At 54.6% G+C, this 17,256-nt stretch carries 12 protein-coding genes, 1 tRNA gene and 1 other RNA gene; all 14 read right to left on the bottom strand.

Annotated features, from left to right (window positions below; translation table 11 throughout):
* Nucleotide 1: 1 nt before the first annotated feature.
* Complete coding sequence (gene bcsB / locus AC6I77_RS00525; protein ID WP_497816672.1) at nucleotides 2-2,908, bottom strand: cellulose biosynthesis cyclic di-GMP-binding regulatory protein BcsB; 2,907 nt, start codon at nucleotides 2,906-2,908, stop codon at nucleotides 2-4.
* Nucleotides 2,905-5,016: a UDP-forming cellulose synthase catalytic subunit gene (bcsA, locus tag AC6I77_RS00520; RefSeq protein ID WP_497816671.1), complete on the bottom strand. Its 2,112-nt coding sequence runs from the start codon at nucleotides 5,014-5,016 to the stop codon at nucleotides 2,905-2,907. The genes bcsB and bcsA overlap by 4 nt, the downstream gene beginning before the upstream one ends.
* Nucleotides 5,017-5,064: 48 nt before the next feature.
* Complete coding sequence (gene bcsQ / locus AC6I77_RS00515; protein WP_039658636.1) at nucleotides 5,065-5,868, bottom strand: cellulose biosynthesis protein BcsQ; 804 nt, start codon at nucleotides 5,866-5,868, stop codon at nucleotides 5,065-5,067.
* Nucleotides 5,859-6,446: a cellulose biosynthesis protein BcsO gene (gene bcsO, locus AC6I77_RS00510; protein ID WP_039658637.1), complete on the bottom strand. Its 588-nt coding sequence runs from the start codon at nucleotides 6,444-6,446 to the stop codon at nucleotides 5,859-5,861. Before bcsO ends, bcsQ begins: the two co-directional genes overlap by 10 nt.
* Nucleotides 6,447-6,965: 519 nt before the next feature.
* Nucleotides 6,966-7,988, bottom strand: coding sequence for a dipeptide ABC transporter ATP-binding subunit DppF (gene dppF / locus AC6I77_RS00505; protein WP_003851997.1), 1,023 nt, complete (start codon nucleotides 7,986-7,988; stop codon nucleotides 6,966-6,968).
* Nucleotides 7,978-8,964 carry a dipeptide ABC transporter ATP-binding protein gene (gene dppD, locus AC6I77_RS00500; RefSeq protein WP_003851998.1) on the bottom strand — a complete coding sequence of 329 codons (987 nt, stop codon included), beginning with the start codon at nucleotides 8,962-8,964 and terminating at the stop codon, nucleotides 7,978-7,980. Before dppD ends, dppF begins: the two co-directional genes overlap by 11 nt.
* Nucleotides 8,965-8,976: 12 nt before the next feature.
* Nucleotides 8,977-9,879, bottom strand: coding sequence for a dipeptide ABC transporter permease DppC (gene dppC, locus AC6I77_RS00495; RefSeq protein ID WP_003851999.1), 903 nt, complete (start codon nucleotides 9,877-9,879; stop codon nucleotides 8,977-8,979).
* Nucleotides 9,880-9,888: 9 nt separating this feature from the next.
* Nucleotides 9,889-10,908 carry a dipeptide ABC transporter permease DppB gene (dppB, locus tag AC6I77_RS00490; RefSeq protein WP_003852000.1) on the bottom strand — a complete coding sequence of 340 codons (1,020 nt, stop codon included), beginning with the start codon at nucleotides 10,906-10,908 and terminating at the stop codon, nucleotides 9,889-9,891.
* Nucleotides 10,909-11,079: 171 nt separating this feature from the next.
* Nucleotides 11,080-12,690 carry a dipeptide ABC transporter periplasmic-binding protein DppA gene (gene dppA / locus AC6I77_RS00485; protein ID WP_003852001.1) on the bottom strand — a complete coding sequence of 537 codons (1,611 nt, stop codon included), beginning with the start codon at nucleotides 12,688-12,690 and terminating at the stop codon, nucleotides 11,080-11,082.
* A 1,179-nt stretch (nucleotides 12,691-13,869) separates the two neighbouring features.
* A non-coding RNA gene (locus AC6I77_RS00480) (RtT sRNA) lies at nucleotides 13,870-13,999 on the bottom strand.
* 35 nt (nucleotides 14,000-14,034) lie between these two features.
* Nucleotides 14,035-14,111, bottom strand: a tRNA-Pro gene (locus tag AC6I77_RS00475).
* A 125-nt stretch (nucleotides 14,112-14,236) separates the two neighbouring features.
* A complete protein-coding gene (gene eptB / locus AC6I77_RS00470) occupies nucleotides 14,237-15,928 on the bottom strand; it encodes a kdo(2)-lipid A phosphoethanolamine 7''-transferase (protein ID WP_286862776.1) in 1,692 nt (563 codons plus the stop codon).
* A 318-nt stretch (nucleotides 15,929-16,246) separates the two neighbouring features.
* The gene (locus AC6I77_RS00465) at nucleotides 16,247-16,675 is read right to left on the bottom strand and encodes an organic hydroperoxide resistance protein (protein WP_003848051.1); all 429 of its coding nucleotides are present in this window, start codon (nucleotides 16,673-16,675) and stop codon (nucleotides 16,247-16,249) included.
* A gap of 95 nt (nucleotides 16,676-16,770) precedes the next feature.
* On the bottom strand, nucleotides 16,771-17,235 hold the full coding sequence (locus tag AC6I77_RS00460) for a MarR family winged helix-turn-helix transcriptional regulator (RefSeq protein WP_003848049.1): 465 nt from the start codon (nucleotides 17,233-17,235) through the stop codon (nucleotides 16,771-16,773).
* Nucleotides 17,236-17,256 lie beyond the last annotated feature (21 nt).

The raw sequence follows: 17,256 nt of genomic DNA, 5'->3' as shown, positions 1-17,256 counted from the left end.
CTTACTTCCTGCCGGAATCACGATCTTGCTTTGGGTTCAGACGCCGCCACGCATGACGCTTCAGCATCACCCAGGCCGCACTGCCCACCAGCGCAGAGAGCAGCATCGCCGCCAGCGCCAGCAGCACCGAATGCTGGTTGGCATACCACACCACCATCATGTACCAGGGCATTTCGCCGCTGGGGAATTGCGCCCCGACGCGGAAACTGCGAATACCGTTTTCATCGGTAATAATCGCGGTATCGCCCCGAATTCCGGCGTTAATCTGCGCCGAACTCAAATCGTTATGCAGTCGCAGCAGCTGATCGTCGCTGGTTGCCACCGTCATCACCACCAGCCGATCGCGATTCCACGGCGATCGGTAGCTGAGGAAGCCTCGCCACGCCTCGTTGGAGGAGAAATAACGGTCGGCATCCAGCTGCTGGAGACTCCAGTCGCCCGTCAGCCAGCCGCGTAATTTTTCCAGCGTATCGGGCTCTTTCACACCAAAAGTGCTGCTCGTGGCGTCATACGGTGATGCTGCCAGCATCGCCTGATTAAAGGCGCTGTTGCCGGTCGTACTGACCGCCAGCAGATCGCTCTGTTGTAAGCGCGCCATGTTGGTGCCGCCGTTGGGCAGACCAAACAGCACCTGATTCTGCGTCAGTGCCACCCCCGTAGCGTTACCGGCACGCGCCGCCAGATCCAGCAACGTCGATAGCTCGGCATTGCTGGGCGTTTCCGGCAGCAGGAGCGTGGTCTGGCCGAAATCGGCCAGACGCGAGAACGGGAACGAGGCACCCACAAAGTAAGAGAGGTTTGGCAGCATGCTGAAGTGACGGGTATGGCTCAGATCGATCCATGAGTCCTCTTCAATCCGGCTCTTAATGTTGTTGTTCAGGAGTACACCGCAGGGCGCATCGGCTCGCGGTTTAATATTGAAGTAGAGTGCAAGCTGGTTGTCGCCATAAATCAGATAGGGTTCGAGATTCAGCTGATACTGCTCCTGACGCGCGTCACCGCCTAAACGATGCCAGACGTTTTCCAGCAGCCCGACTTTATTCACCGTCAGGTTGCGCAGGAACGTACCGTTAAGCATGACGTTGAGAAACGAGTTGTCCTCATCAATCCAGCTTTCCGACGGGAAGCGATAGTGCAGGTTGACCGGCACCGTTTTTCCATCCCACAGGAACAGGTCAGGTGCAGCGCGGAAGTTAACGCGTAGCGCATCATGCCAGATGCCACTGCTGGTCAGACTCTGATCCTTACGCAGCAGTTCGCTCAGACGTACCGGTCGGTCGGTGTTAATCCAGCGTGGTGCATCGTAAGGTTTGCGGTTGCCAATGGTCTGTACAGGAACCTGCAGCTGGCTCTCATCGGTCGCGAATGGCTGCGTCGTCAGCCGGTTCGCTGCCTGACGCAACTGCTCTTCATTGTTGCCACTCACCAGCAGCAATTTGTAAACCGGGTTGTTGGGATTATCCACCACCTGCAACATCGGGCCATTACTGGCCGGGAACGTCAGGGTACCGATCCGATCGCCAGGATGACCAAACAGGATACCGTTGTTTTCCGGCAGTTCGCCGCGTACTACCGGGAAGCGGATGCCACGATAATCACTCTGAATACCGAGCCAGGAAGCGACCAGTGCCGCCGCGCTGACCGCATCGGGTGAGAGGTTACTGGCAAAGCCCATCGTGATAGTGGACGCCGTCATCCGCTGAGGATCCAGGAAGGGACGCGGAAAATTGCGCAGACTGGTACCGATATTAAGCTGCTGCCCCTCAAGGTGCAGCGAGGTCTTCGGCAGAATGGTGACCTGGTACTGCTGCGCGCTCTCTTTCTCACACAGCAATTTGTCCGCATCGTTAATTTTAAAACTCAGGTTGTTGCTCGACACCACCATCGCCGCGGGAACATCCAGCTCATAGTCACTGACGTCGCTGTCAGTGGCTCCCAGCGGCAGTGTGCCGAGTGGCTGACCATTCAGCATCAACTGCAGCGACGTATTGCGTGCGGCCAGGGCGGCAGAGACGCGCAGCGTCAGATTCAGTCGTGCATTGGTAATGACTTCATCGCTGGGCAGGGTAAAGGTGATGCCCGACTGTAACTGGCCGCCGGTCAACGTAATGCCACGTGACTGGCCCATCTGAGCCACTGAGATCGTGCTGCTGATGGGCTGATTGATGGCTGCGGTAATCGGCAGCTGCGGTTCTGCAACCGGCATCGTCGCCTGGCCTGGCGCGTAGGGCAGCGCACTGGCAGCCGCTTCCAGCGCCGGATCGGCGTTGCTCAGTCCCTGTGGCAGTGGCACCGCGGACAGCGCGCTGCTGTCCTGGGTCACGGCACCGGTGCTCGTCACGGGTGCGGCGGCCGGCGCAGAAGCCTCACCGGTCGCTGACGCCTGAGATGCTGATGTTGTATCACCAGCGGGTGCATAGGATGGGGTCGTGGCTGCTGGTGTCGCATCCGGTGCGGCACTCTGTGGCGCAGAAGCCGAAGCCGATTCTGTAGCCTGGGTAGCCGGGGCCGCTGATGGCACTGACTGCGTGGCAGACTCGCCACCGCTGACCGGGGCCGTCACCTGGGCTGAACCGGCTGTCGGCGTGGCACTATTATTCATCGGTGCCGCAGGCGCGGCATCACTGACCGGCGCCTGATTTGTCGCTGGCGCACTGCCCGCTGCATTAGCTGGCTGCGAAGCAGAAACGGCATCAGGCGGTGTCGGCGCTGAACTGTTTACCGGCGCACTGGCTGCTGCATCGGCTGGCTGCATAGCAGAAACGGCACCATACGGCGTCGGCGCAGGACTGTTTAACGGGGCACTGCTGCTGTTATCAACAACTGCCGGCGTTTCCGCGCCAGCGGGCGTCAGCCATAACGCTGCGGTCAGTGAACTGGCCAGCAAAGTTTGCGTCAGGATCTTCATGCCACGCCATCCTCTTTCGCCGCGGCAGCCACCGGATCGACATTTTTACGTTTATCGTGGCGGCCCTTCCAGGTCAGCCAGAACAGCTCAAATACGGTACGGATAATGGTGCCCAGCGAAATCAGTGGGTTGTCCTGCTTATACTCCGGCTGAATCCAGGCATCCGCACGCGCCAGTACCACACGGACCAGTTCGCGGCGACGCGCCAGCGGCATCGCCTCAAAGCGCAGCCGGATACTCTCATCATCGCCAGAAATCTTACTGACCGGAATGGTGATGGCGCCAGATTTCAGCATCAGATCAATCTCTTCAATCTCATCCGTTTCATGGCGTCCATCTGGCGCGTCGAGTTGCGCACCGCCCATCGAAAGGTTGCTGGTCTGGGTGCGTGATGAAATGCCGCTGGCGTAGTGAATAATCGCCGGGATTTGCACATCTACGCGGATAGTTTTACGCACCTGTTTGGTTTCGCGCGCCACGGCAATCGCCGCCATCAGAATGATCAGGCTGAAGATCGCCCAGCCAACGTTGAGTGCGATAACGTAGGGATCGACACCAAAATAGTCATGCATCACGGCACGCACCACACCCGCCACAATTCCGATGCCCAGCAGCAGCGCCACAATCACGTGCGGACGCACGATATGGAAATCGAAGAAGCCCTGATCCAGCACGCCGCCTTTATCGGTGACGTTGAACTTCCCATGCTTTGGCGAAAGCAGGGTCAGGAGGGTCGGGATCACCAGATGGAAGCACATTACCGTTTCATAAATCTCACCCCAGAAGGTGTAACGGAAACGGCCATTCATGCGGGAGTTAACATAGAGCGACATGACCAGGTGCGGCAGCACGTAGGCGAAGATCAGCGACGCCGAGGAATGAATAATATTCAGGTTAAACAGCAGGTAGGCCAGCGGCGCAGTCAGGAAGGCAACGCGTGGCAGACCAAACTGGAAGTGCAGCATGGCATTAAGGTAGCAAAGACGCTGCTGCCATTTCAGGCCACGACCAAACAGCGGGTTATCAACGCGGAAAATCTGCGTCATGCCGCGCGCCCAGCGGGTACGCTGAATGATATGCAGGCCCAGACGCTCGGTTGCCAGACCGGCAGCCAGCGGAATGGCCAGAAAGGCGGAGCCCCAGCCCAGCCGCTGCATTTTCAGGGCGGTATGCGCATCTTCGGTGACAGTTTCAACAGCAAAGCCGCCAATCTCTTCCAGCGCTGAACGACGGATCACCGCACAGGAGCCACAGAAGAAGGTGGCATTCCAGTTGTCGTTGCCCTGCTGAACCGGGCCATAAAAGAGTGAGCCTTCGTTTGGAATGCTGCGCGCGGCGCGCAGGTTACGCTCAAAGGGATCGGGAGAATAGAAATAGTGTGGTGTCTGCAGCAGCGCCAGCTTCGAATCTTTCAGGAACGGCCCCACCGTTGCCTGCAGAAAGGTACGGGTCGCCACGTGGTCGCAGTCAAAGATGCAAATCAGCTCACCTTTGGTGATCTTCATCGCATGGTTGAGGTTACCCGCTTTAGCATGTTTGTTGTCGTCTCGGGTGATGTACCCTACCCCGACATCTGCCGCAAAACGGGCAAATTCGCTGCGCTTACCATCATCCAGCAGATAAACTTTAAGTTTGTCACGCGGGTAGTCGATACATTGCGCGGCCAGTACAGTGTCGCGCACCACATCCAGACTTTCATTATAGGAAGGCACATAAATATCAACCGTCGGCCACAGACTGGTATCGTCTGGCAAAGGTTCAATCGTGCGTTTTAAGGGCCACGTGGTTTGCAGGAAGCCGAGAATTAAGATCAGCCAGACGTAAAGCTCCGCCAGATATAAGCCAATCCCTAAAATAGCCTCAACTTCGGAATTAAAGTGCAGCGTCTCAGTAGTGCGCCACCAGATATAGCGGCTGGACATCAAGGCAGAGAGAATCACCATCACCACAGTTATTTTGCGGCTCTTGCTGAAACCCAATAAAAACATCATGCCAATGCTGATCAGACCAAAAATATACTGTTTCTGGCTGTCCATTGGCGTAATGATGATCACCGCGGCAACGGGTGCAAGCACCAGCAGCAGCAGGTAAAACCCGATTTTACTCATGATTCACCCTGAGAAGAGCTGTGTTAGATAGTCGCCTGCAGAAGTCGGCTAATAGTGGTTTGTGCGGATGGGAGCCTGAACTTCGCCATTACCCACGGTGATATTCAGAATGCTGCTGACACGCTTCGCGATCAGTTCAATATCAAATGCCGCTGCCGAAGCCGGGCTGAAATCATAAACAGACTGCTGGGAAGCATTGGCTTCACCCACGCTTTCATCACGGTGAACCACGCCCAGTAAGTTATCGCCCAGACGCTGCTGCATAAATGCGGTGACATCGCGATTAATATTCCGGCGGTTGTCGCACTGGTTCAGGATAAAATAGTGACCCTGCTTATTATTGAGCGGTTTACCGGTCATCCGGTTCTCTTCAATCTGCGGTAATAACGACACTGACGCGGTATCCGCTAACATCACCACTAAATGCATATCGGCCAGCGCCGTCATTGCTTTAAGGGCAGGACCGGGACCAGGCGGAAAATCAGCCACAATTACCAGGCCGGGATAATTGAGCACCGTATCCAGACCGCGTTTAATAAAGTGGGGATCTTTCATCAGGTTCTCTTCGAACCGTTCACGTTGGGGCTCGGTGACGTCGCCATAAGGCAGGACAAAAATATTGCCGCCGGTGGTGAGAATTGACTGGCTCCAGTCCGCCTGCTCTTCTGAGCGCGCTACAAATCCACGACCATCATGAAGCGGCACGCCAAAGTGCAGACGCAATGCATTCTGCACATCAAAATCAATCGCCAGAACTTTGCTACCGGAACGTGCCAGACTCCAGGCCAGATTCGCCGCCAGCGTCGTTTTTCCCACGCCTCCCTTCGGCGAGCACACACAAACTAACGGCATAACGCAATCTTCTCCAGTAACGGTTTGAGTAAGGTTTCTTTCGGCAGAGTCACATCGCGCGAGCGGAACAGCGCGCCAAACCGTTCGGGTTCAGAATGGGGGGCGGAGGGCGAGATGACAGGCTGTCGATCCGCCACCGGGGCGCGCAGGACGGGCTCTGCACGAAGGGCAGCAACAGGCTCAGCCACTTGTGGTCGTGGTGGCGGCGGTAGCGGAAAAAGCGACGAAGGACCGCGTTCAGCGGCACTGGTTGCTGTCAGGCTGCTGCCTGACAGGCTATCGAGAATCGACGTGCGGGCAGCCATTGCCGGTTGCACATTCAGGGTCGCAGGTCGTGCAGGAGCGTCAGGCAGAGGAGCAGTGAACTCATCACCGCGCAGCGGCTGAGGTTGAGGCAGGTCGATACGCTGACCGCTGCCCAATGGCGTCTGCTGTTCTTCTTTCGCCAGCTGACGAATCAATGCCCATTTACTGTGTTCCGCCGCTTCCTGCGTCTGGCCAGACATATCTTTAAAGTCGATGTCGAGCGTTTGCGTTTTCTCTTTAAAACGCTGCAAATCATCGTAATTATTCTTCATTGACCGTGGCCTGCCACAAGGGGGGAATTTTCCTGGAATATAACACATCCCTTGAATGTCAGTCAGAAAAACCTGATTACAAAAAGAGCAAATTCAATAAAATAGTTTAATCATAAAGATTAAACCCTGCCGACTAAAGGCCATTCTCAGCGTATAACCCCAGATAATTAATAAATTAAATTTAAGTTAAATTGTCTGGATATTTTTTAGAATTTTTCGGAAATAGCCGCTGTGGCAACGAATGGCCCAGCCAGAAGGACTCATACCACACAGCGTATTTAACAGCGACAAGGCCATTTCAGGTGCAGCAAAAAGCCGCTCGCTGCCATGAGGGATTGATGGCATTTATCTTTTTCCGCTGAAAATATCACCAGAAAAAAACAGGTTAAAAGTGGTAAAGAAAAAAGGAGGTAAATAATCAGAATATGAGTGCGGAACCGCCAGCGGCACGGCTTGCCACTGAATTGAGATAAAAAAAGGCTCCAGAAAGGAGCCTTCGGCTGGAGGCAAGGTGATTGCTCAGCTGACGTTTTCTGCCACCCCAACCGGCTGATTCTCATCCTGATCAACCGCGAAGCAGGCAATTTCCTGCCCGCCATAGTTTTTCAACTTTGGCTGCAGCTGTACACAGGTGCTGAAACGCCGATGGCAGCGTGCATTAAAGGCACAGCCTGGTGGCGGATTCAGCGGGCTTGGCAGCTCGCCGGTCAGCTTAATACGCTCACGACGGTCGTCAGGATTAAGACGCGGTGTCGCTGACAGTAAAGCCTGGGTATAAGGATGGCGCGGATTAGCGAAAATCGCCTCTTTACTGCCCTTTTCTACGCAACGGCCGAGGTACATCACCATTACCTCATCGGCTATGTGTTCTACCACGGATAAATCGTGCGAGATAAAGACGTATGAGAGGCCCATATCCTGCTGCAGATCCATCATCAGGTTCAGCACCTGAGCACGCACCGACACGTCGAGCGCCGAAACCGGCTCATCAGCAATCAGCACGTCCGGATCGAGCATCAGCCCGCGCGCAATCGCGATACGCTGGCGCTGTCCACCGGAGAACATGTGTGGATAGCGGTCATAATGTTCAGTTTTCAGGCCGACTTTCGCCATCATCTCCAGCGTCTTCTCGCGACGTTCCGCTTTGGTAAGCGTGGTATTGATGACCAATGGCTCTTCCAGAATCTGGCTCACTTTTTTACGCGGATTGAGTGAGCCATACGGGTTCTGGAACACGATCTGGATTTTCTGACGACGCAGCTTCTGCGCCTGAGGATCGTGTTTCAGCAGATCCTGACCGTGCCAGTAGAGCTGCCCTTCGGTCGGGGTTTCAATCATGGTCAGCAGTCGGCCCAGCGTGGATTTACCACAGCCTGACTCGCCAACCACTGCCAGCGTTTTACCGCGTTCCAGATCAAAAGAGACGCCATCAAGTGCCTTGACCAGACGCTCCTGACCAAACAGTCCCTTCTTCACCGGGTAGTGCTTCTTCAGATCAATCGCCTGTAACAGAAACTGATCTTTCTTAATTTCATGACTCATAAGTGGGTCTCCCGGCATCGTCCAGCGGATAGTGACACTTGGACTGGCGTCCTGGAATAGTGCGCAGTTCAGGTTCTTCCTGACGACATAGGTCAGTCGCATAAGGGCAGCGTGGATTCAGCAGACAGCCAACCGGGCGATCATATTTACCCGGCACGACGCCCGGCAGCGAGGCCAGACGCGCTTTATCAGCCGCAAACTCTGGCAACGCACGCAGCAGCGCCTGCGTATAGGGATGGCGCGGCGCTTTGAAAATATCGGTCGCTTTGCCGCTCTCCACCACCTGACCGGCATACATCACGATAATGTGGTGAGCCGCTTCTGCCACTAACGCCAGATCGTGCGTAATCAGAATCAGCGCCATGTTCTCCTGCCGCTGTAACTCCAGAAGCAGTTCGATGATCTGTGCCTGGATAGTCACGTCGAGCGCTGTGGTCGGCTCATCGGCGATGAGCAGCTTTGGCCGGCATGCGATCGCCATCGCAATCATCACACGCTGGCTCATGCCGCCCGACAGCTGGTGCGGATAGACATCGAGACGTGACGCAGGATCGGGAATACCGACCTGATTCAGCAGGTCGATTGCCCGCTGACGCCGCGTGCGTTTATTGCCGCCCTGATGCACCTTGATCGCTTCCATAATCTGGAAACCCACGGTGTAGCAGGGATTCAGGCTGGTCATCGGGTCCTGAAAAATCATCGCCACTTCTGCACCCACCAGCTGGCGGCGCTCGCGTTCGGAGATGTGTTGCAGGTCGCGCTGGTTGAACTCCAGCTTCTCAGCCATCACTTTGCCGGGGAAATCGATCAGCCCCATGATCGCCAGCGAACTGACTGATTTACCGGAGCCAGACTCGCCCACGATACCCACAACCTGGCCCTGCTCTACCTGATAACTGATGCGGTCAACCGCACGGAACGGTGCTTTATCGTCGCCGAAATGCACCGATAGTTTGTCTACATTTAATAACGCCATCTCGGTGCCTCTTTACTGCTTGAGTTTCGGGTCGAGGGCATCACGCAAACCATCGCCCATCAGGTTAAATGCCAGTACGGTAAGCAGAATGACCAATCCAGGGAAGGTCACTACCCACCAGGCACTTTGCGCATACTGCAGAACGTCGGAGAGCATGGTGCCCCACTCCGGCGTTGGCGGTTGCGCACCCATACCGAGAAAGCCCAACGCCGCCATATCGAGAATGGCGTTGGAGAAACCTAATGACGCCTGCACGATCAGCGGTGCAAGGCAGTTAGGCAGAATATTCACGAACATCTGGCGCAGCATACCCGCACCGGCCACGCCGGAAGCGGTGACATAGTCGCGGTTCACTTCGACCAGCACCGCCGCGCGGGTCAGACGGATATAGTGCGGCAGTGCCACAAAGGTCAGCGCGATGGAGGCGTTGACGATTGAGGGGCCAAAGATGGCGACCAGCACCAGCGCCAGCAGCAGACTTGGCAGCGCCAGCATGATATCGACTACACGCATGATGATGGCATCGACCACGCCGCCGAGATAACCGGCCAGCAGGCCAAATATCACGCCGAAAATCAGTGACAGCACCACGACCAGACAGCCCACCAGCAGTGACAGGCGCGCACCGTACATCAGACGCGACAGCACATCGCGGCCCACGTCGTCGGTGCCCAGGATGTAGCTCCAGTTACCGCCTTCCTGCCAGACCGGCGGATGCAGCAGCGCATCGCGGAACTGCTCAGCAGGTGCATGCGGGGCCAGTACATCGGCAAAGATAGCGCACAGCAATACAATGATGATGTAGACCAGGCCCACAACGGCGCCTTTGTTACGTTTAAAGTAGTGCCAGAATTCCTGGAACGGGGTCATCGGCGTGGGTGCAACGGTAACGCTGCCGGGATCAACAACAGACATGATGCCCCCTTATTTCTTGTGACGTATGCGCGGGTTAACCACGCCATACAGCAGATCAACCAGCAGGTTGACCACGATGATCAGTACTGCGGTCAGCAGCACGCCGCCCTGCACCACCGGATAGTCACGGCGCTGCAACGCTTCAATCAGCCAGCGACCCAGACCCGGCCATGAGAAGATGGTTTCGGTAAGAATCGCCCCGGCCAGCAGCGTGCCGACCTGCAGACCAATTACCGTGACCACCGGCAGCATGGCGTTTCGCAGCGCATGCACCACGATCACACGCATCCGCGTCAGGCCTTTAGCGCGCGCCGTACGGATGTAATCTTCACCCAGTACTTCAAGCATCGCCGACCGCGTCATACGCACAATCACCGCCAGCGGAATGGTACCGAGCACGATGGCAGGCAGAATCATGTGCATGACCGCATCGTGGAAGTCGCCCGGCTCACCCCAGAAGAAGGTGTCGATGAGCATAAAGCCGGTCAGTGGCATGCTGTCATCCAGGAAGACGGTGTCGCCGACCCGCCCGGAAACGGGTGTCAGGTTGAACTGAACCGAAACCAGCATGATCAGCATGATGCCCCACCAGAAGATCGGCATGGAGTAGCCGGTCAGTGAGATTCCCACAGCGGTGTGATCGAAAATCGAACCGCGCTTCACCGCCGCCAGAACCCCTACCGGGATGCCAATGGCCACGGCAAATATCATGGCGCAGATACCGAGTTCCAGCGTCGCTTTGAAGCGCGGAACAAACTCATCCCAGACCGGGATGCGGCTTTTAAGTGAAATGCCCAGGTCGCCATGTAATACGCCGTTAATGTAGTGCAGGTACTGTTTCCACAGCGGCTGATCCAGCCCTAACAGTGCCATTAACTGTGCATGACGTTCAGGAGAAATACCGCGCTCGCCCGCCATGATCAGCACCGGATCGCCGGGGATCATGTGAACAAACGCGAAGGTGAGTAATGTAATGCCGATAAACGTTGGGATAACAAGGCCCAGACGTCGGAGTATGAACTGCAGCATAATCCGGGTTCTCTCTTGTCCGCGCGACCGTCGCCGCGAGGGTTATTATTGCTTACATCTGACGATCGGGTAGGCCCGACCGCGACGCAGACTGGCTGCGCCTCTACCGTTTCCAGTAAAACAGGGAGATAAAGCCGGGGCGACGCGCAGCCGCCCCGGAAAAGGCGACAATTATTCTTTAATGTCTACCTGAGCAAAGTAGTGTCCGCCCAGCGGATCGACTTTGTACCCGGAGACTTTCTTGCTGACCGGTTCGTATACCGTTGAGTGCGCGATCATCAGCGCCGGTACCTGGTCATGCATCACAACCTGAGCCTGTTTGTAGTACTCGATGCGCTTCGCCTGATCGGCAGTCGCACGAGCGGGCTGGATCTGGTCCTCGAAGGACTTATCACACCAGCGCGAGTAGTTAGAGCCATCTTTAGCCGCTGAACAGCTGAACAGGGTAGCCAGGAAGTTATCCGGATCCCCATTGTCACCGGTCCAGCCCATCATGACGGTCTGGTGCTCGCCCGCTTTGGCGCGCTTCAGATATTCGCCCCACTCGTAGGTGACGATTTTGGCTTTGACGCCAATCTTCGCCCAGTCACTCTGAATCATTTCAGCCATGCGGCGTGCGTTCGGGTTGTAAGGACGCTGAACCGGCATTGCCCACAGGTCGATTGAGAAACCGTCTGCCATGCCCGCTTCTTTCAACAGCGCTTTGGCTTTCTCAGGATCGTATGCGTAGTCTTTCACCGCGTCGTTATAGCCCCACATTGTTGGTGGGATCAGGTTTTTAGCAGGCTGACCTGCACCCTGATAAACGGCGTCGATAATCGCCTTTTTGTTGACCGCCATGGTCAGTGCCTGACGTACTTTCAGGTTATCCAGCGGTTTTTTCTCAACGTTGTATGACAGATAGCCGACGTTCAGGCCCGCCTGCTCATACAGGTTGATGTTCTTGTCCTGCTTCATACGCGCAATGTCAGCCGGATTTGGATAAGGCATGACCTGGCATTCGCCCTTCTGCAGTTTGGCGTAACGCACTGAAGCATCCGGGGTAATGGAGAAGACTAAGCGATCGATTTTTGGCTTGGTGCCCCAGTAATTCGGGTTAGCTTTGTAAAGGATGCGCGAATCTTTCTGGTACTGCAGCAGCTGGAACGGACCGGTACCGACCGGGTTCAGGTCGACGTTTTGCGGGGTACCCGCTTTCAGCATGTTGTCTGCGTACTCTTTCGACAGAATCGAGGCGAAATCCATGCCGAGGTCGGCGAGGAACGGCGATTCAGGACGGGTCAGCACGAAGCGAACGGTGTTGTCGTCCACTTTCTCAATTTTGCTGATCAGCTTAGGCATATCCATGCCTTCGAAATATTCGTAGCTGCCGCCGGAGACGCCGTGATAGGCGTTGTTTTTATCCAGCTGACGCTCAAAGGTGAACACCACATCATCCGCGTTGAAGTCACGCGTCGGTTTGAAATCTTTAGTGGTCTGCCACTTCACGCCTTTGCGCAGGTGGAAGGTGTAAGTTTTACCGTCTTCGCTGACATCCCACTTCTCTGCCAGTGCAGCGTGCAGTTCGGTGGTGCCGATGGTGAACTCAACCAGTCGGTTGTAGATCTGACGTGAGCTGGCATCGTAGGTGGTGCCCGAAGTGAACAACTGCGGGTTAAAGCCTTCCGGAGAACCTTCAGAACAGTAAACGAGGGTTTTTGCCTGAACACCGGCGGCGACAGTCATAGCAATCAGGCTCAGACCGACCTTCAGCATCCCGGATTTAGCCAGGGAGTTGATCATGCGTTTGCTCCATTGTGATGTGATGTTGTGTGTATTGCCTGACCTCTGATTTTTTTATGCGGTTCAGGCGTACCACCGAACAGGTGGTTAACGCGCGCTACGATTTTTTGTTTTTTCAGATGCAGGGTATGCATTCAGAAAATTCCGTAACTGCGCATTTATTGACGCATCAATTTGTCAACAGTTGCAAAGAACGTCAATACAACGGTTACTTATTTACACAGAGTGTGAGGAATCGCATGCAACGGTAATAAAAACCGTTTCTGTCCAAATGCCATACAATGCACAGCAGAGCTGACCTGAATTCCGTGTATTGTGCTGGAAGCCTGCTCTATCGCTAGTGATTCTCACCGCTAAAAAACTTAAAACTTTTACCGGCAAATGTTGAATAACTGAACGATTCACCGTGCGTTATGACGTTCATCCAGCGGAATATGCTGGTAAAGAAGCATAAGAAATCAGCATGTTGCCGCTTTCGGTCATAAGAAGAATGTGTCGCGAATTATGATCGCATCGCTTATGGGGTAAGGCCTGCCAGCGGGAAAGAAGGGATAATTATTGTCAGTAAGTGGAACGCGCGGAAGATGGGGTTTACTGGAACTTTTTGGAAGGTAACAAAAATGATTTGGATTTCTCAGGCGTTCTGAAGCGCCCATGTAAGTACCTGATGCGTTTGCCAGACGTGAAGCGAAGGGAGCATACGCCTGTAGCAAAGCATCGCGGGCCAGGGACAAAAACGCCGGGAGCGTTTTTGAGCAACGCAATGCGTTGGCCCGGCCACGGGCGCACCTCAGGGATGAGGTGCGTAATCGGCCGCGCTGAGCATGCCAGGGATGGCGTCTTTTGCGTCTTTGCGGAAGGCGTATGCTCCCTGAAGCCCGCTCAGCTGATAAGAGTGTGAATGCTTAGCGGTCAGATTGAGATCTGCCTCAGGAACACGGGCAGATCGGAAAGTCGCTTAAACCATCCATGGACGCTCGTCCCACGCCGTCCATGGCGTGGGACGCTTTCCTCCTCTGCCCGTGTTCCCTCCGCCTTGAATTTATGCGCTGCTGTCAGATTCACTCGGGTTTAGATCTTTCAGCCGTCTGAACCCCGCACAGCGCTAATTCTTTGCCTGCAAATCACTTTTCTACAGACGAAAAAAAACCTGTCTTTTCAGACAGGTTTTCTTAAATATGGTCGGCGAGAGAGGATTACTCTGCTCTTCGAGCAGCGCCCTTCGGGCCGTTGCTGAAGCAACGTTGTCTCGCTACGCTCGGCTCAAACCTCCTTCGGAGGTTCTCATCCTCATTTATTACAGACGAAAAAAAACCTGTCTTTTCAGACAGGTTTTCTTAAATATGGTCGGCGAGAGAGGATTCGAACCTCCGACCCACTGGTCCCAAACCAGTTGCGCTACCAAGCTGCGCTACTCGCCGATGGGGGCGCATGTTACTGCTACCCCCGATCAGCGTCAACCGCTTTTTATGCTTTTGCCGCCAATCGCCTGGAAAGCACGCGGTTACCCGTAATCAACCACCTGCCCTGCCCTTTTCGCTCACTATTACAGCGCTTTAGCCTGACCTTTTGCCGGTGCCTGACACCAGTTGTTGGCGGGGTTAATACCGCCATCTGGCGAGGTATAACCCAGACAGCCCAGAATGGTGTCGAACAACTCAACATGGCGATGAGTGCGGCCTACGCGCTGCTGCGCCTGCAAACGCTCAAAGTTGCTGCGGTTCTGACTGTCTTCCAGATACTTATCGGAGGCCCAGACCATCATGGGCACGCGGAACTGCTCAGGTGGCGCCATCTCGCGCGGCGTGCCGTGCAAATGCATATTCTCGCTAATCGACTCACCGTGATCAGAGGCATAGAAAACGATCGCCTTCTTATCACGCAGCTGATCCAGCACGCTATCCAGCATACTATCGACATACAGCACCGAGTTGTCATAAGCGTTAATCAACTGCGCTTTGCTGCAGGTCTCATCCACGCCCATACATTCCGGCTGATATTTCGCGAAACTGCGCGGATAACGCTGTGAATAGAGGTAGTGCGACCCTTTAGTGTGCAACACGATCAGATGCTTACCTTTCGGAAAACGATCCAGTGACGCTTTCATCTCCGGCACCAGCAGCATGTCATCCACCGCTTTGCCCTGATTACGCTTCTCTGAACCAATCTGCTCACGGAAAGCAAAGTTGTTGGCATTGATGTTGTCGTAGAACCAGACTTCGCTCTGCATCGCAAACAACTCAGACGTGAAGCCCAGCTCTTTCATCACCGCAAACACGTTCTGCTCTTTCAGCGTACGACCTGGGTTATCCATGGTGCCGCCTTCGCGTACGAACATGCAGCGCAATGACAGCTTGGTCGCGGTATCACAGGATTCGCCCCGGAACGCCACAAGATTCTTCTCTTTCGACAACTTTGGCGTGGTGTCACGCTCGTAGCCCAGCATCCCCATGTGATCCCAGCGGGTGGTCTCACCAATCACAAACACCACATAGGTGTCGTCCAGTCCGGCAGGCGCGACGTAGGTAAACTTCTTCGCCGGATCCAGCAATTCCTCGCTATTCAGCGTCTCATCCACGCGGGTCCAGGCAAAGAGTCCTACAGCTGCAAGCCAGTTTGATGGAAGATAAGAGTGTGCCACGACACCGCCGTAGCTCGGTAGATCGACGTTGGTAATCTCTTCGTTTTGCTTCTGCAGTTTGTCCAGAAAGCGAATCGGCAACCAGACCAGCGCCACGCAAAGCAGCATGATCACGGAGGGTTTAAGACGCTGTCCCGGCGTGCGCAGCTGCTCATTCAACGTCATGCTCAGCTTATTACGCCAGATCATCAGCAGCGGCAGCGCGCTGACCAGCACCATCCACAGAATGAAATGGTAGCCAACCACCTCTTTAGAAAGATCGGTATCAGTGGTCATCACCGAAGCCACAATGCCGTAGCCAATTACGACGTTAAAAAATGCCATGTAATAAGCAGCGGCAACGGAAATCAGCACTATCAGCGTGGCCAGCACGCGATAAAACCACTTTCCACCCAGCGACAGCAGCCGCATCAGGAAGAAAGTCAGCAGCACAATGGCCACCACTTCAGTCGCCGCAGTCAGCCAGTTCGTTATCGTAGAGTGCGAAAGAAAACCATCAAAACGACGATAGAAAATTGGTAAATTCAGTAAGATACCGAGGTAGAGCGCCAGCAGTAACGATAACTTCTGCTGAGTCAGGGTTTTAATATAATTCATGAAAAAAGGTGTTTCTCCGGTGTGAAGCGCTTAACCAAATCTTTTATGTGACTGCCGAAACGCGGCAGAGTTCGCTGAATAAGCGGACCGGACAAGATGAAGGAAAATTCTGAACGGATTTATAGGCTATAACGCGAGGTGGCTCAGTAAAGCATGAGGGCGTTTCATAGACCAGATAATAATCGCTGTCGACCTGATTAGCACATTTTTTGTACACAGCGCGGAGGATTAACCGGACATGCTGACGCAGTGAGACGGAAGTGTGGAATTGAATAACAGGCAAAAGTGCGGGCCTGATAATTCAGGCCCGCAGCATGCTTAGCGAATGATGTTCAGCGTCACGTCGATGTTGTTGCGAGTGGCGTTTGAGTAAGGACACACGATGTGTGCCGCATCCACCAGCTTCTGCGCTTCTGCTTCATCCATTCCCGGCAGGTGAATATTCAGCGTCGCTTCGATGCCAAAGCCGTTGGGGATCGGGCCGATACCTACTTCACCTTCAATCCACGCATCTTTTGGCATCGCGATTTTGTCGCGACCCGCAACAAACTTCATCGCACCGATGAAGCAGGCAGAATAGCCCGCCGCAAACAGCTGCTCAGGGTTGGTCACTTCGCCGCCTGCACCGCCCATCTCTTTTGGCACGCCCAGTTTAACGTCCAGTACACCGTCAGAAGAGGTTGCACGACCATCACGACCACCGGTAGCTTTGGCTTTGGCGCGGTAAACCACTTGTTCTAAAGACATGACATTTCTCCGTTACACTATTTAATCGCCTGCTACTTATTTAACCGCAATCAGGCGGTGAGGTTCAACGGGTGCAATGCACCCGTCGGCAATATTTATCGTGACTGAATCAGGTTATCACGCAATCCATCAAGCTGTAATTTCAGCGCCAGCAGGGCATCATCGTCACAGGCAGTGGCACATTTAACCGCTTCAGGAATGGCTTCAGCCTTAACGCGCAGCGCACGGCCAGCCTCGGTCAGTGTTACTGCAACCTGCCGTTCATCCTGACGGGTACGCTGCCGGTTAATCAGACCCGCGCTTTCCAGTCGCTTCAGCAGTGGCGTTAATGTTGCCGAGTCTAAAAAAAGCTGCTCGCCAATCTCTGACACCGTAACATCATCTTTCTGCCACAACACCAGCATCACCAGATATTGTGGATAGGTAATGTCGAGCTGGCTCAGCAACTGGCGATACACTTTATTCATTGCCAGATTGGCAGAATAAAGCGCAAAGCAGAGTTGCTGATCGACCAACAGTGGCATCGTTTTCACTTTTTTGTCATCTTGATCACAGTTCATGGTGTTCAATATATATAGCGC

This window comes from Pantoea sp. X-Soil-ISGK-259 (assembly GCF_059730705.1).
Note: the sequence above shows the minus strand (reverse complement) of the source record. Positions and strands in the feature narration are given on the sequence as shown.